Genomic DNA, 25,482 nt, shown 5'->3' with positions numbered 1-25,482 from the left:
GGAACGCGGGCGCGTCCGCCGCGTACGCGCGCTAGCGGGAGCGCTCGTCGTCGCCGGGGCCCCGGACGCTCTCGCGAGCGCGGCCCCTCAGCGCGGTGAGGGCCTGGAACACGGGGTCCGACGACTTCTGGTGGAGCGCGCCCGTGAGGTACTGGGAGCGGCACCACTCCGCGTTGACCTGTCCGTCCTTCGTCCTGTGCGGGAGAAGGGGGAACAGCTCGATGCGGTCCGGGAGGTGCTCGGCGCCCAGCCGCAGCTCCAGCCGGCGGCGAATCTCCAGGCGTCGGTTGCCCGCCTCCTGGGTGAAGCGCTCCGCGTCCTCGGTTCCAGTGAAGACGAGCAGGACGTGAGGTGTGTGCTGCGCGGTGCCTCCCGACGCGGCGATGCTGACGCAGGCCCCCTGGCAGAACGGCAGGTCGGCGAGCGCCTCCACGACTTCCGTTGAGGGGTAGATGCGGCCGTCGCGGCGGACGTCGCGCGTTCCGGCGTAGAGGAATTGCTCGCGCTGGCGGGTGAGGATGACGTGGCCGGGGGGATGGTCCTTGTCCGGCAGCGGCGTGAAGACGCCCACGTCGCCCGCGGCCTCCTGGCCACTCAGGTTGAGGTCCTTCAACGTCCAGGGGCGCCCGGGCGCGGGGGCGATGGCCGCGTTCAGCTCGCCGATGCGGCGGGGCGACGCGAGCACCACGCCACCCTCCGACGCGTCGATGAGCACCAGCGCGTGGGGCACCCTGGTCAGCTCCGACTGTCGCACCCACTCCCGCCAGGCCTCCCAGTCATGGAGGGCATCGACGGAGCGGAACCAGTGCCCCACGCCCTTGAGGGGCCCGGAGCGGGCGCGCGTCAGCGTGTCTCGGAGGGCCGGAGAGACGCCGAGCGCTCGCGGCGGGTGCTCGAGCAGCAGGCCGGGGGTGCGCTCCAGGTCCGCGGGCTCCAGGTGGAGGAAGGTCGCGCCCCTCAGCAGCGAGGCGAAGAGCAGGGCGGGCTGGTGCTGGAGGAAGTGGAGGCCGGGCGCCGCGAGCACGTCGCCCGCGCCCAGGCCGAAGGTGAGCAGCCCGTCACACAGCGCGCCGGTCCACGCGCGCTCGGCGCTGAGGGGCACGGGGGTGTCCGGCGGGTCGACTCGCGGCGAGAACAGCAGGGCCACCGTGTCGGCGGGGCGGTACGTATGGGAGGCGAACGAGGGCGCCGCGTCCCCTCGGGAGCGCAGCAGGAGGTTCTCGAAGCCCTTGATGAGCGGCGCCTGGTGGGCCTCCGCGGAGATGTGCTGGGGCTCCAGGAGCGCGAGCCTTCGCGACAGGAACAGGGGCCCGGTGGGCGGCAGGACGCTGATGCACGCGCCCAGCTTCAGCGCGGCCATGAGCGAGACGAGCAGCTCCTGTCCCAGCGGATGGACGAGCGCGACCTTCACGCCCGGCTTGACGCCCTGGGCGGCCCACTCCGTGGCGCGGCGGGACGCACGCTCGCCCAGCTCCCGGTAGCCCAGGGCCTGCCATCCTCGCGCGGAGTCCCAGGCGCGAAAGGCCGCAGCGCCGGAGTCCGCGTGGCGGACGACCAGGTCGTGGAAGAAGTCGTGGTGCTGGCCCGGGCGGCTCTTCGGCGCGGGGCCACCCCGGCCCGCGTGGTGGGTGGCGAGCGCGGCGATGAATCCCTCCGAGTCACTCCAGCTCTCCTTCAGCCAGGTGGGGAGCCCTCCATCGGAGGAGGCGGCTTCGGACTGGCGAAGGATTTCCCGGAGGTCGAAGGGCATGGTGGCTTTCTCCCGGCGAGTCTATCCGACGGGGGGACGGGTGCGTCGGCCCCCGACAGCAAGAGTCGGGCCGGTATGGGCCTCGGATTTCGGGTGGAACCGTCCGGGTGGGGGGATGTCGGGGCTCGGGGGAACCCCTTACGTTCGCGACAACGCCTTGCATGGTGAACACTCGTGACGCGGCCGTGCTTGACACGGATTGCAATGGCTTTCGTTGGCTGGGATTGAATTGGGCGGAGGGGATGGGCCTATGCTCGCCCGCATGATCATCGCCATCCCCCGTGAAACGGTGCCGGGTGAAAGGCGGATCGCGCTCGTGGCGGAGAGCGTGAAACGCCTCATCGGCAAGAAGCATGAAGTGGTGGTCGAAAGCGGTGCGGGCCTGGGCGCGGAGTGTTCCGACGACGAGCTGCGGGCCGCGGGTGCCCGGGTCGAGTCGAGCGTCGATGCCCTCTACGCCGCCGCCGACCTGCTGCTCAAGATTCAGCCGCCGGACGAGTCGGAGCTGGGCCGGCTCAAGGCGGACTCGGTGCTGGTGAGCCTGGCGTACCCACTGGCGAATCCGGCGCTGGCGCGAGAGGTGGCGAAGCGGCGGGTGACGTTGCTGGCCGTGGACATGATTCCGCGCACGACGTTGGCGCAGATGATGGATGTGCTCAGCTCGCAGGCGACCATCGCGGGCTACCGCGCGGTGTTGCTGGCGGCGGAGGCGCTGCCCCGGCTGTTCCCCATGTTGATGACGGCGGCGGGCACCATTCCTCCCGCGAAGGTGCTGGTGCTGGGCGCGGGCGTGGCGGGACTGCAGGCCATCGCGACGGCGCGGCGGCTGGGCGCGGTGGTGGAGGCGTACGACGTGCGCAAGGTGGTGAAGGAGCAGGTGGAGAGCCTGGGGGCGCGCTTCGTCAACATCGACATCGCGGACGCGGCGGGCTCCGGCGGGTACGCGAAGGAGCTGGGCGAGGAGGCGAAGCGCAAGCAGGCGGAGGTGCTGGCGACGCACGTGGCGAAGTCGGACGTCGTCATCACCACGGCGCTGGTGCCGGGGCGGCGCGCGCCGGTGCTCCTGCCCGCGGAGATGGTGCGGCGGATGAAGAGTGGCTCGGTGGTGGTGGACATCGCGGCGGAGCAGGGTGGCAACTGCGAGCTGACGCGCGCGGGGGAGCGCTACCGCACCGAGACGGGCGTCACCGTCATCGGCGAGCGCAACCTGCCCAGCCAGATTTCGGTGCATGCCAGTGCGATGTACTCGCGCAACATGGAGAAGCTGCTCGCGCACGTCACCGACAAGGACGGCGTGCTCAAGCTGGATGTCGCGGATGAAATCGTGAAGGGAATGCTCATCACCCGGGGCGGGGACGTGGTCCACCCGGCCGTCGCGGACATGGCCATGGCGGACCAGGCCAGGAGAGAGGGCTGACATGTCGCTGACGCTGATCTTCGGCCTCTACGTCTTCTTCCTGGCGGCCTTCACGGGCTACCAGGTCATCTCCAAGGTGCCGCACCTCCTGCACACGCCGCTGATGGCCTTCACCAACGCCATCTCCGGAATCTCACTGGTGGGCTCGCTGCTCGCGGCGGGTGGGCACTACGGGACGGTGTCCACGATGCTCGGCGCGGTGGCGGTGCTGGCCGCCACCATCAACGTCGTGGGTGGCTTCCTCATCACCGACCGCATGCTGCGGATGTTCAAGAAGAAGGGTGGCGCGCGATGACCCTCTCCCTGACGGAGACGTTCGTCCAACTGCTGTACCTGGGCGCCTCCATCCTCTTCGTGCTGGGCCTGAAGGATTTGGGCGACGCGCAGACGGCCCGGCGGGGCGTGCTGCTCGCGGAGATTGGCATGGTGGCCGCAGTCGCGGGCACGCTGCTGTACGGCGTGGGCGTGACGCAGGTCATCGTGCGCTGGGAGTGGATTGTCGTGGCGCTGCTCATCGGCTCCGCGGTGGGCACGGGCATGGGCCTATGGATTCCCATGACGAAGATGCCCGAGCGCATCGCGCTCTCGCATGCCTTCGGCGGCCTGGCGGTGGGGCTCGTGGGCGTCGTCGAGTACCTCCAGCACGGAGGTCCTCACATGAGCACGCTGCAGATCACCGCCACGGGCCTGGAGGTGGCGCTCGGCGCGCTGACGTTCTCCGGAAGCATCATGGCCTTCGGGAAGCTGCAGGGCTTCATCACCGGCCGGCCCGTCACCTACCCGGGACAGAACATCTCCAACATGCTCATGATTGTCGGCACGCTGGGGCTGATTGGCTTTCTCGTCTATTCGCCCGACGCGTCGTGGGCCTTCTATTCCGTCGCGACGCTGGGCGTGCTGCTGGGGGTGTTGCTGGTGCTGCCCATTGGTGGCGCGGACATGCCGGTGGTCATCTGTCTGCTCAACTCGTATGCGGGCCTGGCCGCGGCTGCGACGGGCTTCGCGCTGGGCAACAACGTCCTCATCATCTGCGGCGCGCTGGACGGCTTCTCCGGCTTCCTGCTGGGCATGATGATGTCCAAGGCGATGAACCGCTCGTTCGCGAACGTGCTCTTCGGCGCGTTCGGCGCGGCACCGGAGGCGAAGGCCGTCACGGAGGGCGCATCTGCTTCGGGTCCGGCGCCCAACGTGGGCAGCGTGGAGGAGGCCGCGGAGGTGCTGCGCGCGGCCCGCTCCGTCATCGTCGTGCCGGGCTACGGCATGGCCGTGTCGCAGGCACAGCACGCGGTGAGGGATTTGGCCAACGTCCTTCAGGCCAATGGCTGCGACGTGCGCTACGCCATCCATCCGGTGGCCGGACGGATGCCGGGGCACATGAACGTGCTGCTGGCCGAGGCCAACGTTCCGTATGACCACCTGTTCGACCTGGACGTCATCAACGACGACTTCACGGCGACGGACGTGGCGCTGGTGGTGGGAGCGAATGACGTGGTCAATCCGGCGGCGCGCTCCAACCAGAGCAGCCCCATCTACGGCATGCCCATCCTCTCCGCGGACATGGCGAAGACGTGTGTCGTGCTCAAGCGCTCGCTCAACCCGGGCTTCGCCGGAATCGAGAACGAGCTCTTCGTGCGCCCCAACACGATGATGGTGCTGGGGGACGCGAAGAAGACGCTGATGCAGTTCACTTCCGCACTGAAGGAGTAGCTCCAAGCGGAGGCGTGGGGCGACTGCGGGCAAGCCCCGGCGCCCCCTCTTTCTGATCCGAGAGAAGCGTCTCTGACCCAGGAGTGATTGAAGGCATGGCACTGCATCCGTATGTGAATGTGAGGAGGTGTGCCGAGTTATCCGGAATGACGGTGGAGAATTCCATTCCGCATCCTCATTGAGTGTGGACCCTGGCTACCTTCGCGCAGAGACTCTCCGTTGACGAAATCGCGCATCGGCATTCCATTGAGGGATTCGGATGGAGCTGGGGCGGGGCGGAATCAAGGAGTTGGCGAATGGTCGGCGACTCACGGGAAGGAAAGGCCTTGCCGGAGGAGGTTTCGGCGGGCACGACGGAGCCTGAAGGCGGAGGCACCCCCGTGTTCGGTGGCGTCTCCGAGGCGGAGCTCGACGTCTTCGTCAGCAAGCTGCGCACGGACAAGAACCCGCGCGTGCCGGCGGCGACGTCGCGCGCTCGCGGTGACGTGCATGGTGAGCGGCTGCACAAGGGCGTGCGTCGTTCGCTCGTGTCGTCCGTGGTGGAGGAGGAGCCCGCGCCGACGCCGGTTCCCACCGAGAAGCACGCGTGGTTCATCGCGCTGGGCGCCAGGCCCGCGGGGCCCTTCGAAGCGGAGGCCCTGAAGGGGGCGTGGGAGCGCGGCGAGCTGGGGCCTGACTCGCTGTGCTGGCGCGCGGGCTTCGCGGCATGGCTGCCCTTGGGGCAGGTTCCGGAGCTGCTCCAAACGCTGGCGCCGCTTCCCCTGGAGCTGGAGCTCAGCGCCGCCGTGGACGCGGCCCTGTCGGCCGCTTTCTCCGAGGGGCCGGAGCTGCCCGCGGCCACCGTGGCGGAGGCCTCGGGCATTCCCGCATGGGCCGTCGAGGCGTCCCCTCGGGCGATGTCCAGCTCACCGGTTGAAACCGTGGGAACGCACGCGGTGCTCGCCGAAGTCACCGAGGTCTCCGAGCAGGTGGAGGCCCGCTCGCGAGTGGGCGGCTGGTGGTTCACCCTGGCCGGTGGCGTCGCGGGGGGTGTGACGGTCGCGCTCGTCATGGGCCTGTTCGGTCGCTGGGATGGCGCCTCGGCGCTGCTCGCCCGGATGAATGTCGCGGAGCTCTTCAAGCCCGCGTCCTCCCAGGTGGTGGCTCCGCCCGTCGTGGCCGTGGCCCCGCCCGTGGTCGCGAGCGCGCCTGTCCCCGAGGCCGTGGCAACGACTCCCGTGTCCGTGCCGGGGGCGGCCCTTGCGGGTGCCGCGCAGGGTGTCTCCGCGCCGTCCGGTGGGGGTATCGCGATGGACGTCGTGGCCGCTCCCATCGCTCCGACGTTGCCGCCAGTCGCGGCGGTCCGTCCTTCCCTCGCGGGGGTCGCGGCCGTGGAGCGGGGTGGCGCGGTGCCTGTGCTGGCCGTGTCCGGTGGGGGACTCGCGAAGTCCGTGGGAGCCGCCGCGCCTTCGTCCAGCATGGACCGGGACGTGGAGGCCGCGCCGGCGGTCGCCGCCGTGTCGCCGAGGGTTTCCGAGGTCAAGCTGGGTTCCGGAGAGCGGCCCGTGTCGCCGCCGCCCACGCCCGTCGAGGCGCCCGTGCGCGCGAGCCCGCCGCAGCCCGGCTCGGATGACGACCTGGGGCCCGATGAGGACTTCGCGCGGGAGCTGGCGGGGCCTTCTCCAGGCTCGGGTGGGCCGGAAGACGCCCCTTCCGTCTACATCCCGCCGGTGGCGCCCATCCAGAATCCGCGCGTGTCGCTGGCGCAGTCGGATGTCTTCGAGGTGGTGCTCGCCAACAAGAGCGAAGTCACCGCGTGCGCGGACGTCAAGCCGCGTCCGGTGGACGAGGGCGCGCGCGTGGTGGTGCGCTGGTCCATCCTTCCGAGTGGAGAAGTGTCCGAGGTCGTCACCGAGACGGCCTCTCTGCGCGGCACGTCGTTCGCGCGTTGCATCGAGGCCAAGGTCGGCGCCTGGGTCTTCCCCAAGCACCATGAGCAGGGGGGGCCGGTGCGGTTCCCATTCGTGTTCTGATCCCACATCAGGAGCGCCCATGCCTGCCTACGTCGTCGTCGAAATCTCGGTGCATGACGTGCAGACCTACGAGCGCTACAAGCAGCTCGCGCCTCCCTCCATCGCCCACTATGGCGGCCGATATCTCGTCCGGGGTGGGGCGACGGAGGCGCTCGAGGGGACGTGGCAGCCGCCCCGCTTCGCCCTGCTGGAGTTCCCCACCATCGAGCAGGCCCGCGCGTGGTGGTCCTCTCCCGAGTACGCCGCCGCCAAGGCGCTGCGCCATGCGAGCGCCCACACGATGATGCTGTTGATGGACGGGCTGCCGCAGGATGACCGGCACGCGGTGGCCCTGGCGGGCGCCAGCGCCGAGTCCTCGGCTCCCTGAGCGGGTTTCGCCCGCGGTGCCCGCGCGAGCGAGGTGGCGCGCGAATCGGAGTAGCCTCAGCGTCACGCGCCGGACTCCCGTGCTCGCATCTCGCAGGCGGTGGTGCCCGGCAGGAACTGGAGCGCCATGTCTTTCGCCGAGCCCCTCTTGCGCCGCGGGCGTTTCGCATCCGTCCTGCTTCTGTGTCTGCTGTCGGCCTGTGACAACGGGGGAGAGCCGCCGACGGAAGAGGACGTCCTCGTGCAACTGGCCCGCATCCCCGGCCTCACGGTGCGCGAGGAGCCCGCGGGCCCGCAGCTGCCGAACCACCGCTTCTTCGTCATGGAGTTCGAGCAGCCGGTGGACCATGCCCATCCGGACGGCCAGCGCTTCCGCCAGCGTTTGACGCTGCTGCACATCTCGCGCTCCAGTCCCATGGTGCTCTACTCGGGGGGCTACTTCGTCTCCACGGAGCCGTCGCGGCGCGAGCCCACGCAATTGCTCGACGCCAATCAGCTCTCCGTGGAGCATCGCTACTTCGGGCCGAGCCGCCCCACGCCAACGGACTGGAGCCAGCTCACCATCCGGCAGTCCGCGGACGACTTCCATCGCATCGTCGAGGCGTTCAAGCCGGTGTATCCCCTGCGGTGGATTTCGACGGGCGCGAGCAAGGGGGGCGAGACGATGGTGTTCTTCCGCCGCTTCCATCCCCAGGACGTGGACGCGACGGTGGCCTACGTGGCGCCCATCGCCCGCTTCGACGATGACCGCTTCATCACCTTCCAGGAGTCCGTGGGCGAGGCGGCGTGTCGGGAGCGGCTGAAGTCCTTCCAGCGCGCGGCCCTGGACCGGCGCACGGCCCTGCTGCCGCTGATGGACGCGAGGGCCCAGCAGCGCGGCCTCACCTTCCAGCACCTGGGCCGGGAGCGAGCCTTCGAGCACGCCATCATCGAGCACTACTTCTACTTCTGGCAGTACGACAGCCTCGCGCGCTGCAACACCGTGCCGAACGACTCAGCGAGCGACTCCGCGCTCATGGACGAGCTGGACGGGCGCGTGGGGCTCGACTTCTTCTCCGACGCGGACGTGGAGGCCTATGGCCCGTATTTCTACCAGGCCGCCGTGGAGCTGGGGCACCCGAGGCCCTTCGAGGTCCACCTGGCCAGCCAGCTCCAGCATCCGGGCACCGACGTGCCCGCGGTGTACGTCCCGCCCGGCCTGAGCCCCGTGTTCCGTCCGGAGGCGATGCCGGACATCCAGGACTGGGTGTCCACCCAGGGCGAGCGGCTGATGTTCATCTACGGCGGCCATGACCCGTGGAGCGCGGCGGCGTACGAGCTGGGTGGGGCTCGCGAGGCCGTGCTCTACACGGTGGCGGGAGGCAATCACGGCGCGCGCATCTCGCAGCTGCCGGAGGCTGAACGCAACGAGGCCCGGGAACTCTTGCACCAGTGGGCTGGCGTGAGTCCCCAGGCCTCGGGGCTGCAATCACTGTCGTGGCGGCTGGAGCCAGAGGGCGAGGAGTTCGGTCCCCGCCCTCCGCGCTCACGTCAGCGTTAGTTCACGCCGACGGCGGTCCAGCTCTCCTTGACCTTCGCCACCTCGGCCGAGTCCGCGCCGTACAGGTCCGTGGCCGCGGTGATGGTCGCGGCGCGGGCCTGGGCGAACGTGGTGTTCGGCGTCATGTAGTGGGCCAGGGCGCGGTAGTAGATCTTCAGGCCCTTGTCCATGCCGATGCCGTCCTTGACCTCGAGCTTGGACGTGCTGTTCGTGCCGCCGTTCGCCAGCAGGTAGAAGGCGTTGTTCGCGATACCGCTCGACCCGTGGACTTCCGTCTGCTTCGGGTAGTCCTTGTAGTTGTCGATGGAGTACCCGTCCTTCTTCGGGTCGTTCATGTAGCGCAGGCCGTCCTCGTTGGAGCCGTTCGTCGGCGTCCAGGCGGTCTCGCCCACCGTCCAGTTGAACTTCACCTCGGGGTTCTTCGTGGACGCGTACCACTCCACGCCCGCGCCCATGATGTCGCTGAACGCCTCGTTCAGACCACCGGACTCGTTGCGGTAGATGAGGCCGGCGGTGCGCTCCGTCAGGCCGTGGGTGATCTCGTGGCCGGCGATGTCCAGCGCGGTGAGCGGGCCGGACGTCTTGCCGTCTCCGTCGCCGTAGCTCATCTTCGTGCCGTCCCAGAACGCGTTGACGTAGTTGGTGCGCACGTGGACGAAGGAGTTGAGCGCCTCGCCCGCGCCGTCGATGGAGTCACGGCCCAGGATTTCCTTGTAGAAATCGTAGGTCATCTCCGCGCCGTAGTGCGCGTCCACGGCCGCCTTGGTGCGCGGGCCGTCGGAGGCCTCGCCCCAGACGTTGTTGTCGTCGGTGATCTGCGTCTTGCCCGACGCCGTCGTCTTGTTCATCGCGTCGTAGGTGTTCACGCCCTTGCCGCGCGTGCCGTCCTCGAGCGTGTACTTGCCGTCCGCGCCCTTCGTGGTCTCCAGCGCGACCTTGCCGCTGTACAGCGAGGTGTCGTCCACCGTCTTGTTGGTGGGCTCCTCGACGGGGGGCGTGGTCTCCGTCGGGGTGATGCTCACGCCCCAGCCGTTCAGCGTGCCCTTGTCCAGCCGGGCCTTGTCCTCGACGGTCAGCGTCCACTCGCCCTTGGCGCTCTCACCGGCGAACGCGCTCAGGTCGAACGAGCCCTTCACGTCGTCCGTGCTGCCGCCCTTGCGGTCGTGCACCACGGCGCTCGTGCCGGAGGGGCTGGTCAGCGTGACCTTCAGGTCGCCCTTGAACGTGTGGGCGATGTCCAGGTCCAGCTTCAGCTTGTCGATGGTCACGTCCTTGTCGAACGCGATCTTCGACGTGACGGTGCCCTGGTCGGCGATCTCCGTCTTCGTGGTGGACGTCGCGGTGATGGGCTCGGGAGCCGCCGCGCCCTTGGGGGCCGCGCGGTTCGAACCGTAGAACCCGCCAATCTCGTTGAAGGACTCGAAGACCTTCCCGGTGTTCGCATCCACCAGGTAGTTCATCTTCTGGGGGCGGTCCTGGCCCTCGATCGCCTGCATCTGGACGCGGTACGCGGAGTGATACTCGCCGGCCTTGTCCTGGTAGATGACCCGCTCGGCGTTCGGCTGCTTGTCCGGCTTCAGGCCGAACTCCTTGCGCGCGATGTCGATGGCGGACTGCGTGTTCAGCTTGGGCAGCTCGCGGCCCAGGCCCGCCGGCACCGTGGACTGCTCGCCGGTGACGCCGGTGACCTTCCCGTCCTTGTCCAGGTGGGAGATGATCTGCTCACCGAAGACCTTCACGCCCTCGTGAACGCGGTCCAGGCGGACGTGCGTCATGCCGAGCGCGTCGCGCTCGACGTTGGCGGGAACGAACGTGGTGGGCTGGGGCAGCAGCGTCTGCGCGCCCTTCAACGGGTTGATGTGGTTCAGCGAGGCCTGCACGGCCTGCTGCGCCTCGGGGCTGGTCAGCGCGATCCGGCCAGGACCAGCGGGGGCCTGGGTCAGCGTCTTCTCCGCACGCGCCAGCTCCGTGGGACGCGCCGAGGGGCCGAAGCCGTCCTTGGTGGTCAGCGGGGTGGCGGCCTTCGCCGTGTTCTTCGGCTGGGCCTCGGTGGTTGCGGGACGGACGCTGACGGGCTTGGTGTCGACTCGGCGGATGGTCATTCGAAGCTCATTGACAGCGGGGGATGCCAGGATTGTCGCGCTGACGTCACATGGAGTTTCGGATCTCAGTGCTGCGACGCGCCATCCCCGCTTTCTCCGCTTATTTTTGCCAGTGTTTCAGTGATTTCAGCCCTCTTGTGAGACTGGAGGTGTGTCTCGTTCTTCCAGGGGTGGAATCGGAGGGGGCTGTGGGTGGAGTCCGAGCCGACTCGTGGGCGGGGCTCCCGGGAATTAACGGTGAATTATCCCGGCATTTTTCCACCCCCAAAGGGGGAGAAATGAGGGTTTCCGGGGAGCTGGGGTGGATCAGCCCCGGTAGGACGGGGTTCCGGTGCGCTCGTGCTCGGGGACCTGGATGACCTGGGTGTCCGCCAGGTAGTCGTGGATGCAGCGCCGGTCCTCCCGGAAGATGCAGAGCGCGTCGGCAAGGCCAGACACGCACAGCAGCTGGTTCAGGATGCTGGGGAGCAGGTTTCGCAAGAGGAGGATTCGGACGAGTGAAACATGGCTCCCGTCCATCCTCACCACGCGGATGTGGCGCCAGCGCTTGCCCAGGCTCTGTCCGTTCTTCGCCGCGAGGTAGAGCTGCACGCCGCACAGCAGGAGGGAGCCGAGGACTCCGCCCAGCAGGAAGACGAGCGAGAAGAGCTCCCGGCCCGGCAGGTCTTCGGTGAGCGCCATCATGACGAGTCCCACGGTGAAGGGGACGAAGACGACGATGGAGTCCACCAGGTTGGCGAGGAAGCGGTCTGCCCGGGAGGCCAGCGGTGGCAGGGCCCTCACCGCGCAGAAGCCGCAGTAGCGCCGCCCGTCGCGCGCCCACCGCAGGCAGTCGTGGCACGCGAAGGTGCCACAGCGCTGGCAAGCGGCGGTGGCGGTCATCTCCGGGTGGAAGGCACAGCGGGCGTCGAGCGATGGGCTCGTCGCGGGGTCCAATGAAGACATGGCGGCTCCAGGCGGGGCTCAGGGCCCGCCGAAGAACGAGACCTCGAGCACTCGCACGAAGAGGTTGCAGGCCGCGTGAAACAGCGCGGCGCCCACGACGGTGCCGGTGCGCTCGCGCATCCATCCGAACAGCAGGGCGGGGAAGAAGACGGACAGGCGCCACGCCTGGAAGATGGCCAGGTGCCCCAGGGCGAACAGCACCGCGGTCACCCAGAAGGCGGGGCCCAGCCGCACGCCCAGGAACTTGCGCCCCTGCGGCCACGCGTCGCGCAGGCGCGTCTGCAGATAGCCCCGGTAGAAGAACTCCTCGGGCAGCGCCACGACGAAGAGTTGATCCACCACCCACTCCCCGAAGCGCGGAGGCAGCCGGAGGCGGAAGTGGGCCTCTCCGCCCAGCGGCGTGAGGTGGCGCGCGAGTGTCTCGGGCAGGTGCGGCAACAGCTCCGCGAAGCCGGCGAACGCCAGGAAGAAGAGCGGGCCCACCACCGCGGAGAACAACAGGAACAGGCGCACGTCCTCGCGCCACGCGCGCAGGGACAGGCCGTAGTCGCGGTAGTCCTCGTCCCGCCAGCGCATGGGGATGAGGGGCAGGTAGAGGAAGCCCACCGTCGCCACCAGTTTGGGGATGCTGGTGCCGCCGAAGATGAGGAACGCGGCGATGATGCCCGCGAAGCCCAGGGCCCACAGGCCCACGGCTTCCTGCACGGCGTTGGGACGCCAGGGGGTCGCCACCGTTTGACTCATGGCTCGTTCGCGGAGGTGAGGGTGAGCTTCACCTCGCCCAGGGGGAGCACCCTGCAGCCGCTCCGGGTGCGTTGCACCACCACCGCCACCAGTCGCCCGTCCGCGTCGAACAGGGGACTGCCGGGGGGCAGGGCCAGGGGGACATCATAGAAGGGCGCCGGTGCGCGCGCGGCCTGGGCCGCTTCGGGCTTCGCGGGGCGATTCCGGGCGCCAGGGATGACGCCCACCACCCAGCGCCCCGCCAGGCTGTCGCCCTCCTTGAGGAGGCGCACGGGCACGGCGGGGTAGGCGCCATCTGGCGCGGCGACGACGGCGACCTTCAGCGCCACGTTGGCGAGCAACACCCGCGCGGGCAGGGCCTGCCCCCCGTGCTCCACCGTGGCGACGTTCATGCCCACGTACTCCAGGCCCACGGGGTCCATGGAAGTGAGCACCTGCCCCGCGGTGCCCACGAAGATGCCCGGGCCGGCGCGTCGGGGACCGCTCACCTTCACCACCGAGCGGCTGTGCTGCTCCAGCACCCGCTGGAGGTCGGCGCGCGAGGGCCGCCCCGGGTCCGCCGAGGCGGCGGGCAGGGTGACGAGACACAGTGCGAGGGCGAGCGGAGACAGGCGGGACATCGGCGCGCGCCGCAGCCTATCACCGCCCGGCGCGCAGCGCGGTGAGGAAGCGTTCCGCCGGCAGCGTGTTCAATACGTCCTGCTTTCGGGCCCAGCCGCGCCGCGCGGTGGCCACGGCATAGGCCAGGTTGCCGAGGTCCTCCTTGCGGTGGGCGTCGCAACTGACCACCAGCTTCACGCCGAGCTGGGTGGCCTTCCGGACATACTCGGCCTTGATGTCCAGCCGTGCGGGCTTGCCGTTGATCTCCACCGACACCCCGCGCTTCGCGGCGTGCTCCAGGATGTCCTCCATCCGGAGCGGGTAGGGCTCGCGGCTCTGGATGAGGCGGCCGGTGGGGTGTCCGAGGATGTGCAGGTGCGGGTTGTCCATCGCGGTGAGCACCCTGCGCGTCATCTGTTCTTCGTCCATGCCGTGGCGCACGTGGATGGAGGCGATGACGACCTCGAGTTGCTCCAGCACCTTGTCGTCATAGTCGAGCGCGCCGGACTCCAGGATGTCCACCTCGATGCCCTTGAGCAGTCGCATGCCGGGCACCGCTTCGTTGACGCGGTCGATCTCCTCCCACTGGCGCTTGAGCGCCTCCACCTTGAGGCCGCCCGCGTAGATGGCCGCCTCGCTGTGCTCGGTGATGGTGAGGTACTTCAGGCCCAGCGCCTTCGCGGCGAGCGCCATCTCCTCCAGCGAGTTGCGTCCGTCCGACCAGGTGCTGTGCGCGTGGACCGCGCCCTGGACGTCGTCCATCGTGACCAGGTCGGTGGGGAGCTTCCCCGCGCGCGCGGCCTCCACTTCGCCATTGTCCTCGCGCAGCTCCGGGGGGACGAACTGCATGTCGAGCAGCGCGTAGAGCGCCGCTTCGTCGTTCACCTGAAGCTTAGTGCCGTCGTCGCGGTGCACGCCCCACTCGGAGATCTTCATGCCCCGCTCGTGGCCCAGGTTGCGCAAGCGGATGTGGTGGGCCTTGGAGCCGGTGAAGTGATGCAGGGCGGTGGCGAAGTCCTCGTCCGGCAGGACGCGCAGGTCCACCTGGAGGTCTCCCGCCTCCATGCGCACGGAGCACTTGCTGTCGCCCTTGCCGAGCACGGTGGCGACACCGGGCGAGGTGGCCAGGGCGTCCAGCACGGGCCCGGCGACCGCGGCCGAGGCGATGATGTCCACGTCCGACACCGTCTCCGCGCGGCGGCGCACGCTGCCACCCAGGCTCGCGCGCACCACGCCGGGCGAGGCGCGCACGCGCTCCAGCAGGGCCTCGGCGATGGGGAGCACGTCTCCCAGGAGCTTGCGCTCGCCGCGAGCGCGCCGGAACAGGGCGATGCCCTCCAGAATCTTCGCCTCGCTCTTCGCTCCGAAGCCCTTGAGCTCGCGCACGCGGCCCTCGCGGCAGGCCGCTTCGAGCTCCTCGACGGAGCCGATGCCCAGCTCCTTCCAGAGCGCGGCGACCTTGCGCGGGCCGATGTCCGGCAGCTTCATCAGCTCCAGCAGGCCTGGGGGGAACTTCGCCCGCAGGTCCTCGAAGTAGGTCATCCGTCCGGTGGTCACCAGCTCGGAGATCTTCTCGGCGAGCGCGGGGCCGATGCCCGGGAGGCTCTCCAGGCGTCCTTCCGAGACGATGGCGCCCAGGTCCTGGGTAAGGCCGAGGATGCGGTCGGCCCCCATGTCGTAGGCGCGAGAGCGGAAGCCATTCTCGCCCTGGAGCTGGAGTAGCAGGGAGATGTCCCGGAGGACCTGGGCAACGGTGGCTTTGTCGACGATGGGAGCGGTCACGGCTGGAGTCACGCGGAGGAAGGTAATGCCCGGGGAACGGGGATGCAGGCCGCTCCTCGTTATGGGAAAAGGACGGCGATGACGAAGATCAAGCTCGGACCGGCGGACTTCGCCGAGAAGGAAATGCGCGGCTACGAAGTGGGCAAGCGCAACGTCTGCATCGCGAAGATTCACGGCCGATACAAGGGCCTTGATGATTGGTGCAACCACGCGGGGTGCCTGCTGTCCGGAGGTCGCCTCGAGGACAACCTCGTTGTCTGCCCGTGTCATGAGGTCGGCTTCGACATGGATACGGGCCGGAACGAGACCTCCCCGGGGGTCTGTGACGACCAGCCGACAGTGACGGTCGAGGTCCAGGACGGCGCCCTCGTCGTCGACCTCCCCGACAATTCCTGAAGCACCAGACGCAACGGAGTCCTCTTCATGGCACACGACGGACACGACCATGACCCCCGTCATGGCGACGGACACGGGCATGACCACGGCCACGCTCACGGGAATGACCCTGTGCGCACTCATGCACACAAGCATGAGCACGGGCACAGCCACCCCCATGAGCACGGCGACGGGCAGTCCCACGCGCACGAGCACACCCACGCGCATGAGCACCCGCACGAGCACGGGCATGACCACGGCCACGAGGGCGATGCCCACGACCATGCCCATGCGCACGAGGGCGACGAGCACAGGCATGACCACGGCCACGGGCACGAGGGCCATGCCCACAAGCACGAGGGCCACGAGCACGGGCATGACCACGGCCACGGGCACGAGGGCCATGCCCACAAGCACGAGCATGACCACTCCCATGCCCACGAGCATGACCACCCCCGTGCCCACGGGCATGACCACTCCCATGCGCACGAGCACGGGGGCCACGAGCACGGCCACTCGCACGAGCAAGGAGGCCATGACCACGGCCACTCGCACGAGCATGGGGGCCATGACCACTCCCATGCGCACGAGCACGGGGGCCACGACCACGGACACACGCACGAGCACGGGGGCCACGACCACGGACACACGCACGAGCACGGGGGCCACGACCACGGCCACTCGCACGGGCACGCGGGTCATGACCACGGCCACGGGGGGCATGGCCACTCACATTCACACGACCATGGCCACACCCCTGATGCCGCGGAAGGGAACGTGCCGCGGGAGCACAAGTCGCGTGCGCCGGTCCACGTCAGCGCCTTCATCGTGACGTGCTCGGACAGCCGTGACGCCGCGCGTGACGCGAGCGGCAAGGTTCTTCGTGAAGGGCTGGAGGCCGCGGGCCACGGCATCGCGGGATACGTCGTCGTGAAGGACGAGCCGGAGGCCATCCGGGCCGCGGTGGCGGAGGCCCAGGCCTCGGGCGCTCGGGCCATCCTCTTCACGGGTGGCACCGGGATTGGCCGGCGCGACACCACCGTGGAGACGCTGCGGGCTTTGTTTGAGAAGGAGCTGCCCGGCTTCGGCGAGCTGTTCCGCATGCTGTCGTACCGACAGATTGGCAGCCCCGCGATGATGTCCCGGGCGACCGCAGGCACGTATCAAGGAATGATAATTTTCGCGCTTCCCGGCTCGCCCCAGGCCGCGCGACTGGCCCTGGACGCGCTCATCCTCCCGGAACTGGGCCACGCGGTGCGGGAACTCACTCGATAATCAACATCCGGGAATTCTGGCGTTTGGCCGTTGATACGGTTTTTCTGTATTGGGGCTGGTTTGAGGATTGACCCGCAGGCAACGTTTACGCAGAGTAGTCAACATTCGCTGCTCTGTCGCGAATAGGTTTGCAGGTCGTCCCCCACAAAGCAGACCTCCCGAAAGAGGAGGAGCCCCATGCACATGAAGCGATTGGCTTCGTTGGTGTTGATGCTCGGTTGTGTCTCGGCGTTCGCGAAGGCGTCGGAGCGAGAGGTGTGGATCACTCTCGGCTCGGACGCGCTGTCGGAGGTGAACGCCGCGTTCATCGTCGCGGGGGCGAAGGTTCCCTCACTTGCAGGGCAGAAGGGCGACGTCGTCGCGCTGAAGCTGCCCGAGTCGGAAATCAACCGGGTCTCCCGGGTGATGCACGACAAGCTCAACCGCTGTGGTGGTTTCGTCTACCACGACACGGAGGCGGAGGCCCTCGCGGCCCTCGCGAGTGTCGGCCAGACGCAGCTCAGCCCTCTGGCGGTCACGTACACGCTGGACAACGGCCCGGTCGTCAACACGCTGCTCGGGAGTATGACCGAGGCGAACATCCTGGCGAACATCACCCACCTCTCCAGCTACGCCACGCGCTACTACACGTCCGCGACGGGCGTGCAGGCGGCGAACTGGCTCAAGGGCCTGTGGGAAGGTTACGCGGGAGCGCGTGCGCAGACGGGTGGTGACGTCACCGTCCAACTGTTCACCCACGCGGCGTGGGCGCAGCCGTCCGTCATCCTCACCATCACCGGCACGGAGACGCCGTCGGAGATCGTCGTCGTGGGCGGTCACCTGGACTCCACCAGCTCCTCCGGCAATGCCCCCGGCGCGGATGATGACGCGTCCGGCATCGCCACCCTCACCGAGGTCATCCGCGTGGCCATGGCCAACGGCTACCACCCGGCCAAGACGGTGAAGTTCATGGCCTACGCCGCCGAGGAAGTGGGCCTGCGTGGCTCCAAGGAAATCGCCGACCAGCACAAGAACCAGGGAGCCAACGTCATTGGCGCGCTGCAGCTCGACATGACGAACTTCAAGGGCTCCACCATCGACGTCGCGCTGATGACGGACTTCACGAACGCGGCGCAGAACACCTTCATCACCAGCCTCATCTCCGCCTATGTCCCGGGCGTGCAGGCGGCGAACTCCACGTGCGGTTACGCGTGCTCGGACCACGCCTCGTGGACGAACGCGGGCTTCGCCGCGTCGATTCCGTTCGAGGCGCTGATGGGCCAGCACAACAACCTCATCCACACCTCCAGCGACACGCTGGCGAAGAGCAACAACACCGCGACGCACGCGCTCAAGTTCGCGAAGGTCGCGGGCGCGTACGTGGCGGAGCTCGCCAAGGGCACCGCGAACCTCGCCGACAGCGAGCCGCCCACCGTGAGCCTCACGGCCCCCTCGGATGGCGCCACCGTGTCCGGCAGCGTCACGCTCTCCGCCACCGCCGCGGACAACACCGGCATCGGCCGCGTGGAGTTCCTGGTGGACGGCAACGTCGTGGGCACCGCCACCGCGTCTCCGTACTCGGCCTCGTGGAACTCCGCCGCCGTCGCGAACGGCAGCCACACCGTGGTGGCGAAGGCCTACGACCTCATCGGCAACACCGCCAACAGCACCTCCATCTCCGTCACCAGCAGCAACGCCTCCAGCAACGCCATCTACGACACGGTGCTGCGCGTGCCGCGCTGCTCCAACGTGGGCAACGTGTGTGACTCCACCACGCTGCTCAACGGCCGCGCCGGCCTGGGGCCCGAGCTTCACGCTCCCAACACCATCAACAACTCCTGCGCGGACGGCCTCTCCGGCGCGTACCACGCCGACGAGTCGAACGACCGCATCCGGGTGTCCACCGTCAGCGGCGCGCCCTTCGCGGCGGGCCAGACGGTGCGCGTGGAGGCCACCGTGTGGGTCTTCGCCATCCGGCCGGACAAGCTGGACCTGTACTACACGGCGAACGCCAACAGCCCGGTGTGGACGAAGATCGCCACCGTCGCCCCGGTGGCGACCGGCCAGCAGACGCTGACCGCCACGTACACGCTGCCCGCCGGCACGCTGCAGGCCGTGCGCGCCCGCTTCCGCTACAACGGCAGCGCGGCGCCCTGCGGGACCACCTCGTACGACGACCACGACGACATCGTGTTCGCCGTGAGCCCGTAGCCACATAGGATGCCCCCCGCGCCCCCTTCCCGGTTCGGAAGGGGGCGTGGACTCCCGGGACGCCAGGTCTCGGGAAGCGTGGGCGGCGGGCCGCCGTTCCAGGAGCATTTGGGAGCCCCGACGTGACACGCCGCTCGAAGTCGAATCCCGGCCTGAGCCCCCGGGCGGCCGAGCACCTGCGCCCCCGGCTCGACGCCTTCCTGGCCTCCACGGATGCCCGGGCCCGCATCGGGTTCGACCCGGTGGAGTTCCCCCACCGCTACAAAGACGCTCGCGATATCGAGGTGAGCGCGCTGCTCGCCTGCGCGCTGGCCTATGGCCGCGCGGACCTGTTCCGTCCCAAGGTGGACTCGCTGCTCCAGCGCATGGGGCCGTCTCCCGCGGCGTTCGTGCGCGCGCTCGACATTCCGGGAGCGAAGGCGCTGCTGGACGGCTTCGTCTATCGCTTCAACGTGGGCACCGACGTCGCGGTGTTGCTGTTGGGCATGGGACGCGCGCTGCGGGAGCATGGAGATTTGGAGTCCCTCTTCGTCCAGGGACTCGCGGCCGAGGGGAGTCTGCATGGCGCGCTGGGCGCCTTCACCACCGCGCTGCGGCGCGTGCCGCTCGAGCCCTTGCGCGCGGCGATGGGACCCGAGCGAGGGCTCCACCACCTGCTGCCTTCCCCGCTGGGGCCGGGCGCCGCCAAGCGGCTGAACCTGTTCCTGCGGTGGATGGTCCGAGGCCCGGACGCGGTCGACTTCGGCATCTGGAAGCGGGTCGCACCCTCGGTCCTGATGATTCCGTTGGACACGCACATCGGCCGTATCGCCGGGCACCTGGGCCTGACACGTCGCAAGGATTTGACCTGGCGCACGGCGGAGGAGGTGACGGCGTCGCTGCGGGCCCTGGATGCGGAAGACCCCGTCCGGTACGACTTCGCGCTCTGCCACTATGGGATGAGTGGGGCGTGCCCGGCGCAGCCGGTGCCGGAGAACTGCGAGCGCTGTCCGCTCCTGGGCGCCTGCCTCGTGGGGCCGCGCGTGGTGGCGGCGGCGACCCGTCGGGTCCCTGGTGCCTCGCGACCGCGGGGTTCCTCGGTGTCGCGCAGGGAACGTCGTTGACCGTGGGGCGCTGGAGCGCTGCAATCCGGTCGGGTGTCTCCGTGTCTTCTTGATGGGGACATCGAGGCCTCCCCGGGCCGAGGAGCGTGAAGCGGTGCTCGCAACACTGGTGGCGGTGCCTCCGGCGGTGGCGGAAGCAGTGGAGCGCGGCGTTCGCGCATCGGGAGCGGGACAGCACTGCCACGTGTTGTGCGTGACGGGCACCGATGTGATTGCCTCTCCGGTGGAGGAGGGGCTCCTGGTGACGTGGGATTCAGGGGGCCCGCTGGAGGACGTGCTCGCGGACGTGAGTCGACTCCACGCACTCCGGGTTTCGGCTCGTACGCACCTGGTGGTGCTCACGACGCGCGCGGACGCGGAGACGCAGGCGATGGCGGAGGCCGGAGCCGACGAGTGCGTGGCCTCCCCGGCGACGGGCTGGGGCGCGCGACTGGCGGCCTTGCGCCGGCGCATGGAGACGGAGACGGGCGAGCGGGATTTGCAGGCCCTTCGCCGCACCTGTGAGTTCCTCCGCAGCGCGCTGGATGCGGTGCCTGAGCCGCTCTTCGTGAAGGACCGGCAGCACCGCTGGGTGGCGCTCAACAGCGCCTTCTGCCGCTTCATGGGGCACCCCGCGGAGGCCTTGCTGGGCCGCTCCGACCACGAGTTCGTGCCCGCGCACGAGGCGGACAGCTTCTGGCGCAATGACGAGCAGGTGTTCCGCTCGGGTATCCCCGACGAGACGGAGGAGACCCTCACGGACCGGACGGGACTGGCCCGGGTGCTGGTGACGAAGAAGGCCACGTTCAGCGGCGCTGGAGAGACGTTCCTCGTGGCCATCATCCGCGACATCACCGACCGCAAGCGCCTGGAGTCGCAGCTCCTGCTCGCCGAGCGGATGGCGTCGGTGGGCACGCTGGCGGCCGGAGTCGCGCACGAAATCAACAACCCGCTGGCCTATGTCACCTCCAACCTCGCGTTCGTGAGGGACCTGCTGGCGCAGCAGGAGCTGTCCTCGGAGCAAATGCCCGAGCTGCGAGAGGTCGTGTCGGACGCCCTCGACGGAGCCGGACGGGTCTGCGCCATCGTCCGGGACCTGCGCACCTTCGCTCGCGGGGACGAGGAGCATCACGGTCCGGTGGACGTGCTGCGCGCGGTGGAGGGCGCGCTGCGGTTGGTGCGCAACGAGCTGACGCACCGGGCGCGCGTGGTGTGCACGCTGGAGCGCGTGCCGCCCATTCACGGCAACGAGGTGCGGCTGGGGCAGGTGGTGCTGAACCTGTTGGTGAACGCCCTCCAGGCGCTTCCTCCGCGTCCCGTCGAGGAGAACCGGGTCCGTGTCAGCCTGCGCACCGGACGCGTGGGGCAGGTGGAGCTGGAGGTCACCGACAACGGGATGGGCATGGCGCCGGAAGTCCAGCGGCGCATCTTCGACCCCTTCTTCACCACGCGCTCGGTGGGGGAGGGGACGGGGCTGGGCCTGTCCATCTGTCTCACGCTGGTACAGGCCATGGGGGGCCGTATCGAGGTGAGCAGCGCGCAGGATTGGGGAAGCACCTTCCGCGTGGTGTTGCCGGCGCTCTCGGTCGGGACGGTCGCCGCGCCTGAATCGCCGGTGCTCGGCGCGGTGGTGCCGTCGTTGGTCCGCCGCAGGCTCCTGCTCATCGATGACGAGCCGTCCGTGGGCAACTCGGTGAGCCGGCTGGTGCGCGACGTGTATGAGGTCCACGCGGTGCAGGACGCACGCGAGGCGTTGCGACGGCTGTCCACGGGCGAGCGATTCGATGCCATCCTGTGTGACTTGATGATGCCGGGCATGAGCGGAATGGACTTCGTGGTGGAGCTGGAGCGACTGGCGCCCGAGCTGGTGCTGCGCACGGGCTTGATGACGGGTGGGGCCTTCACCGCGCAGGCGCGCGAGTTCGTGGGCCGCCATTCGAGAGGGCTGTTGGAGAAGCCCTTCGAGCGCGAGCGCCTGTGCACCTTCGTGGAGCACCTCTTTCCATGAAGAGGGCGACGCGGCGGAACCTGGGCCTTGGCCTGGTCGTGGTGCTGGTGGGCGTGGTGCTGGTGGGCATGGACTGGCTGCGCGGCCTGTCGTTCGTCGTTCGCGCCGCGGGGATGGAGGGCTCGGTTCCAGAGGTCGTGGCCCGATGGCGCACCGGGCCCTTCGAGGTCAGCGAGCTGACTGTCCCCACGCGCCACGGGGACGTGCGTGCGCGGCTGTATCGGCCACGGGAGGTCCGGGGGCGCACGGTGGTGTTGACCTCGGGCGTCCATGCCGACGGCATCGACGAGCCCCGGCTGGTGAAGCTGGCCAAAGACCTGGCCACGGGTGGGCAGACGGTCCTCACCCCCGAGCCGCCGGACCTCCTGCGCTACGAAATCACCGCGCGCCTTCCCGACATCATCGAGGACGCGGCCCTGTGGACCGCCGCCCGCGAGGACCTGGCGCCTGGCGGGAAGGTGGACCTGTTCGGCATCAGCTTCGCGGGAGGGCTCTCCGTGGTGGCGGCGGGGCGTCCCGCGCTGCGAGACAAGGTCGCCTCCACGCTCTCTTTCGGAGGGCATGGCGACCTGCCCCGCGTGCTGGCCTTTCTGTGCAGTGGGGTGTTGCCGGACGGTTCACACCTGGCGCCGCATGACTATGGCGTGGTCATCATCCTGCTCAATGTCGCGGACCGGCTGGTGCCCCCGGAGCAGGTGGAGCCCCTGCGCGAGGGCATCCGGACCTTCCTGCGCGCTTCACACCAGACGCAGAAGGACCAGAAGCTGGCGGAAGTGACCTTCGCCCACGCGCGGGTGCTGGAGACCCGCATGCCCGAGCCGGCGTCGAAGCTGATGGGGTACGTGAATACGCGGAACGTGGCGGCGCTGGGTCCCCTGCTACTGCCGCTCGTCCGGGACTTCGCCGCGGACCCGTCGATGTCGCCGGGCAGGTCTCCCGCGCCTGCCTCGCCCGTGTATCTGCTCCATGGCGCGGGGGACACGGTGATTCCAGCCATGGAGTCCGTGCTGCTGGCGGACGCATTGCGCCCCTACACGGAGGTGCACCAGCTCTCCACGCCGCTCATCAGCCATGCGGAGGTGGACCGGAAGGCGGGGGCGGCGGACGTGGTCCGGATGGTGGGCTTCTGGTCGAGCCTGCTGGACGAGTGAGGCGGTCCCCATTCCCGACCGACCGTCGGGCGAGCACCCAGGCGTCATCCAGCGGACAGCGCGGTGCGGGCATGGCTTCCGGAATGAAACGCCGGATACATTGTCTCGCGCCATGAGCGTCAGTCTCCGTGACGTCCTCACAGGTGAGGACGTGTTCGGCTACATCCATCGGGTTCAAGGTTCATTCGACTCGCGTCTCTTCCAGCGGATTCTCGGCGCAGCCAATGCGTTCAAGGAGGGTGACGAGGCCCTCGGCATCGCCGCTGCCGACGAGGACTCCCGGGCGAATGCCCGTGCGCTGCTGGCTCGCACGCGGCTGGGCGACCTGCATTCGCACCCTCCCTTCGAGGACCGGCTCCACGCCTTCATGATGGAGGCCCTGGACGTCGAGGAGCTCCAGCGGTTGGAGGACTGGACGCTGGGGCAGCTCAAGGCGTACCTGCTCTCTGCCGACGAGGCGGATGTCCAAGGCATCCTGGGGGGCCTGGGCAGCGACGTCATCGCGTGTGTCGTGAAGCTGATGAGCGACGCGGAGCTCAAGGCAGTGGGCTCGCGCATCTTCCATCCGTTGCCGGGCAGCAACCTGGGCGCGAAGGGATATCTGGGTGCGCGGCTCCAGCCGAACTCGCCCACGGACCACCCGGACGACATCCGCTGGCAGGTGTTCAACGGCTGGTCCTTCGCGGTGGGCGATGTGGTGCTCGGGACGAATCCCGTGTCTTCCGCGCCGGAGTCCGTGGCGGCGGTGGAGGCGGCGCTGCACGACCTCCTCGTCACCTTCGGACTGACGGAGGTGATGCCTCACTGCGTGCTCTCGCACATCGACGTGCAGGCGAAGGTGGAGGCGCTGCGGCCTGGCACCACGGGCATCTGGTTCCAGAGCCTTGCGGGCAACGAGGCGGCGAATCGGACCTTCGACGTCACGCTGGAGAAGATGGCGGAGCATGCGGCGAGCCGGACGGGGCGATACGGGCTCTACTTCGAGACGGGGCAGGGCGCGGACGCGACGAACGGGCACCACTTCGGTTGCGACATGCTGGTGCATGAGTCACGCAAGTACGGCTTTGCACGGGCGCTGAAGGCGCGGGTGTCGCTGGCGCAGCTCGGAGCGGGACGGACGCCCGCGCCGTGGGTTCACGTGAATGACGTGGCGGGGTTCATCGGTCCGGAGGTGTTCCGCACCCGGGAGCAGCTCGTGCGCTGCTGCCTGGAGGACATCGTCATGGGCAAGCTGCACGGGCTGATGATTGGCCTGGACGTGTGCTCGACGTTGCACATGGACGTGTCGCTGGACGACCTGACCTGGTGTCTGGAGCAGGTGGTGGAGGCCGCGCCCGGCTATCTGATGGCGTTGCCCACGCGCAATGACCCGATGCTCAGCTACCTGACGACGAGCTTCCAGGACCACGTGCGGCTGCGCGAGAAGCGGGGCCTCAAGGTCGACGACCGGATGTGGGCCTTCTTCCAGTCGCTCGGGGTCATCGATGCAGCGGGGCGGCCCACCGAGCACTTCGGGGACCCGGCCTGGGTCTATCTCCAGTATCGCCGCCGCAAGGGGGATGAGCGCTCGGACGCGAGCATCCTGGAGGAGGCGCGCTCGGAGATGACGGCGGTGCGTGAGCGGGGCGTTCCGCTGGCCGTGGGACATGGCGAGACGCCGTGGGAGCTGGAGCCGTCGCTGGAGCGAGAGCTGCGTGCCCTGTACGAGGACGCGAAGGTGGGGCTCTGGTCGGAGCTGACGGACTCGGTGGTGGCGGGGATTCCCGAGGCGGTGATGTTGCGCACGTGCGCGGAGGACCGTCGCGACTACATCCTGCATCCGCCCTCGGGAGAGCGGCTGGACTCGGCCTCCGAGCTGGCGGTCCGGATGCTGCGGCTGAGGCACGAGGGCCGCTGGGATGCGCAGATACTCATCTCGGACGGACTGGATGCACGCTCGCTGATGGATGAGGGGCACCTGCACCCGTTCCTGACGGAGCTGAGGCGTGAGCTGGACGCGGCGGGGTGGAAGGTGGCACCGGAGCACCTGGTGCTGAAGCATGGACGCGTGCGAGCCGGGTATCAGGTGGGCGAGTTGTTGTTCGGTGACGCGGAGGAACGCGCGCCACGAGCACTCATCCACGTCATCGGCGAGCGGCCGGGCTCAGGGCACCATGCCTTCTCCGCGTACCTGACGGCGCCCTCCGCGACCACCTGGTGGCGACAGGGGAGGGCGGACCACGACATCACCCGGCTCATCGCGGGCATCTCCGATACCAGCGTGCGTCCGGAGGCCGCGGCGCGCGAGGCGGTGAGCATCCTCGCGGAGCTGACCGCCACGACGCGGATGAAGCCCCTCGCCGAGGGCGGAGTGACGGAGCTGCGAGCGGTGCCTCAGCTGAGAGCGGAGCCCGAGCTGGCTCATCGCTGAGTCAGGCGAGTCCCCGATACGCGCGT

The 25,482-nt window shown here is 69.1% G+C and carries 19 protein-coding genes; 13 read left to right on the top strand and 6 right to left on the bottom strand.

Annotated features, from left to right (window positions below):
- Positions 1 to 31: 31 nt before the first annotated feature.
- Complete coding sequence (locus HUA78_RS14565; RefSeq protein ID WP_174461953.1) at positions 32 to 1,750, bottom strand: AMP-binding protein; 1,719 nt, start codon at positions 1,748 to 1,750, stop codon at positions 32 to 34.
- Between the two features lie 250 nt (positions 1,751 to 2,000).
- Here HUA78_RS14565 and HUA78_RS14560 point away from each other — a divergent pair, with 250 nt between their 5' ends.
- From HUA78_RS14560 to HUA78_RS14535, 6 genes are all read left to right on the top strand, one after another.
- Positions 2,001 to 3,167, top strand: a complete 1,167-nt coding sequence (locus tag HUA78_RS14560; RefSeq protein WP_254623712.1) for a Re/Si-specific NAD(P)(+) transhydrogenase subunit alpha — start codon at positions 2,001 to 2,003, stop codon at positions 3,165 to 3,167.
- Position 3,168: 1 nt separating this feature from the next.
- Complete coding sequence (locus HUA78_RS14555) at positions 3,169 to 3,462, top strand: NAD(P) transhydrogenase subunit alpha (RefSeq protein WP_141646315.1); 294 nt, start codon at positions 3,169 to 3,171, stop codon at positions 3,460 to 3,462.
- Positions 3,459 to 4,874: an NAD(P)(+) transhydrogenase (Re/Si-specific) subunit beta gene (locus tag HUA78_RS14550; protein WP_174476518.1), complete on the top strand. Its 1,416-nt coding sequence runs from the start codon at positions 3,459 to 3,461 to the stop codon at positions 4,872 to 4,874. Before HUA78_RS14555 ends, HUA78_RS14550 begins: the two co-directional genes overlap by 4 nt.
- A 326-nt stretch (positions 4,875 to 5,200) precedes the next feature.
- Entirely contained in the window at positions 5,201 to 6,886 is a 1,686-nt protein-coding gene (locus HUA78_RS14545; protein ID WP_174476517.1) for a GYF domain-containing protein, read from the top strand.
- Positions 6,887 to 6,905: 19 nt separating this feature from the next.
- A complete protein-coding gene (locus tag HUA78_RS14540) occupies positions 6,906 to 7,253 on the top strand; it encodes a DUF1330 domain-containing protein (protein ID WP_141646318.1) in 348 nt (115 codons plus the stop codon).
- A gap of 126 nt (positions 7,254 to 7,379) precedes the next feature.
- A complete protein-coding gene (locus HUA78_RS14535; RefSeq protein WP_174461955.1) occupies positions 7,380 to 8,792 on the top strand; it encodes a S28 family serine protease in 1,413 nt (470 codons plus the stop codon).
- Here HUA78_RS14535 and HUA78_RS14530 read toward each other — a convergent pair.
- The 5 genes from HUA78_RS14530 to polX all read right to left on the bottom strand — a co-directional run bounded on the left by HUA78_RS14530 (position 8,789) and on the right by polX (position 14,965).
- Positions 8,789 to 10,894 (bottom strand): M4 family metallopeptidase, encoded by a 2,106-nt coding sequence (locus HUA78_RS14530; RefSeq protein ID WP_141646320.1) that lies wholly within the window; start codon positions 10,892 to 10,894, stop codon positions 8,789 to 8,791. The two genes, HUA78_RS14535 and HUA78_RS14530, sit on opposite strands and share 4 nt — an antisense overlap.
- Before the next feature lie 306 nt (positions 10,895 to 11,200).
- Positions 11,201 to 11,839: an RDD family protein gene (locus HUA78_RS14525; RefSeq protein WP_254623711.1), complete on the bottom strand. Its 639-nt coding sequence runs from the start codon at positions 11,837 to 11,839 to the stop codon at positions 11,201 to 11,203.
- Between the two features lie 18 nt (positions 11,840 to 11,857).
- Positions 11,858 to 12,583: a myxosortase MrtX gene (gene mrtX, locus HUA78_RS14520; RefSeq protein WP_174455035.1), complete on the bottom strand. Its 726-nt coding sequence runs from the start codon at positions 12,581 to 12,583 to the stop codon at positions 11,858 to 11,860.
- The gene (locus tag HUA78_RS14515) at positions 12,580 to 13,203 is read right to left on the bottom strand and encodes a serine protease (RefSeq protein ID WP_174461956.1); all 624 of its coding nucleotides are present in this window, start codon (positions 13,201 to 13,203) and stop codon (positions 12,580 to 12,582) included. Before HUA78_RS14515 ends, mrtX begins: the two co-directional genes overlap by 4 nt.
- Positions 13,204 to 13,222: 19 nt before the next feature.
- The gene (gene polX / locus HUA78_RS14510; RefSeq protein ID WP_174455037.1) at positions 13,223 to 14,965 is read right to left on the bottom strand and encodes a DNA polymerase/3'-5' exonuclease PolX; all 1,743 of its coding nucleotides are present in this window, start codon (positions 14,963 to 14,965) and stop codon (positions 13,223 to 13,225) included.
- Positions 14,966 to 15,043: 78 nt separating this feature from the next.
- Here polX and HUA78_RS14505 point away from each other — a divergent pair, with 78 nt between their 5' ends.
- The 7 genes from HUA78_RS14505 (at position 15,044) to eutB (ending at position 25,456) form a co-directional block, all read left to right on the top strand.
- Positions 15,044 to 15,361, top strand: coding sequence for a Rieske 2Fe-2S domain-containing protein (locus HUA78_RS14505; protein WP_141646325.1), 318 nt, complete (start codon positions 15,044 to 15,046; stop codon positions 15,359 to 15,361).
- Between the two features lie 756 nt (positions 15,362 to 16,117).
- Positions 16,118 to 16,615, top strand: coding sequence for a molybdenum cofactor biosynthesis protein B (locus HUA78_RS14500; protein ID WP_141646326.1), 498 nt, complete (start codon positions 16,118 to 16,120; stop codon positions 16,613 to 16,615).
- A 177-nt stretch (positions 16,616 to 16,792) separates the two neighbouring features.
- Positions 16,793 to 18,805 carry a M20/M25/M40 family metallo-hydrolase gene (locus HUA78_RS14495; protein WP_174476516.1) on the top strand — a complete coding sequence of 671 codons (2,013 nt, stop codon included), beginning with the start codon at positions 16,793 to 16,795 and terminating at the stop codon, positions 18,803 to 18,805.
- Between the two features lie 122 nt (positions 18,806 to 18,927).
- Complete coding sequence (locus HUA78_RS14490) at positions 18,928 to 19,908, top strand: TIGR02757 family protein (RefSeq protein ID WP_174476515.1); 981 nt, start codon at positions 18,928 to 18,930, stop codon at positions 19,906 to 19,908.
- 94 nt (positions 19,909 to 20,002) lie between these two features.
- The gene (locus HUA78_RS14485) at positions 20,003 to 21,895 is read left to right on the top strand and encodes a hybrid sensor histidine kinase/response regulator (protein WP_174476514.1); all 1,893 of its coding nucleotides are present in this window, start codon (positions 20,003 to 20,005) and stop codon (positions 21,893 to 21,895) included.
- Positions 21,892 to 23,046, top strand: a complete 1,155-nt coding sequence (locus HUA78_RS14480; RefSeq protein WP_174476513.1) for a hypothetical protein — start codon at positions 21,892 to 21,894, stop codon at positions 23,044 to 23,046. The genes HUA78_RS14485 and HUA78_RS14480 overlap by 4 nt, the downstream gene beginning before the upstream one ends.
- Positions 23,047 to 23,158: 112 nt before the next feature.
- Positions 23,159 to 25,456 (top strand): ethanolamine ammonia-lyase subunit EutB, encoded by a 2,298-nt coding sequence (gene eutB / locus HUA78_RS14475; RefSeq protein ID WP_174476512.1) that lies wholly within the window; start codon positions 23,159 to 23,161, stop codon positions 25,454 to 25,456.
- Positions 25,457 to 25,482 lie beyond the last annotated feature (26 nt).

Origin of the sequence: Myxococcus sp. CA033 (assembly GCF_013336625.1) — a bacterium.
Taxonomy (GTDB): domain Bacteria; phylum Myxococcota; class Myxococcia; order Myxococcales; family Myxococcaceae; genus Myxococcus; species Myxococcus llanfairpwllgwyngyllgogerychwyrndrobwllllantysiliogogogochensis.
Note: the sequence above shows the minus strand (reverse complement) of the source record. Positions and strands in the feature narration are given on the sequence as shown.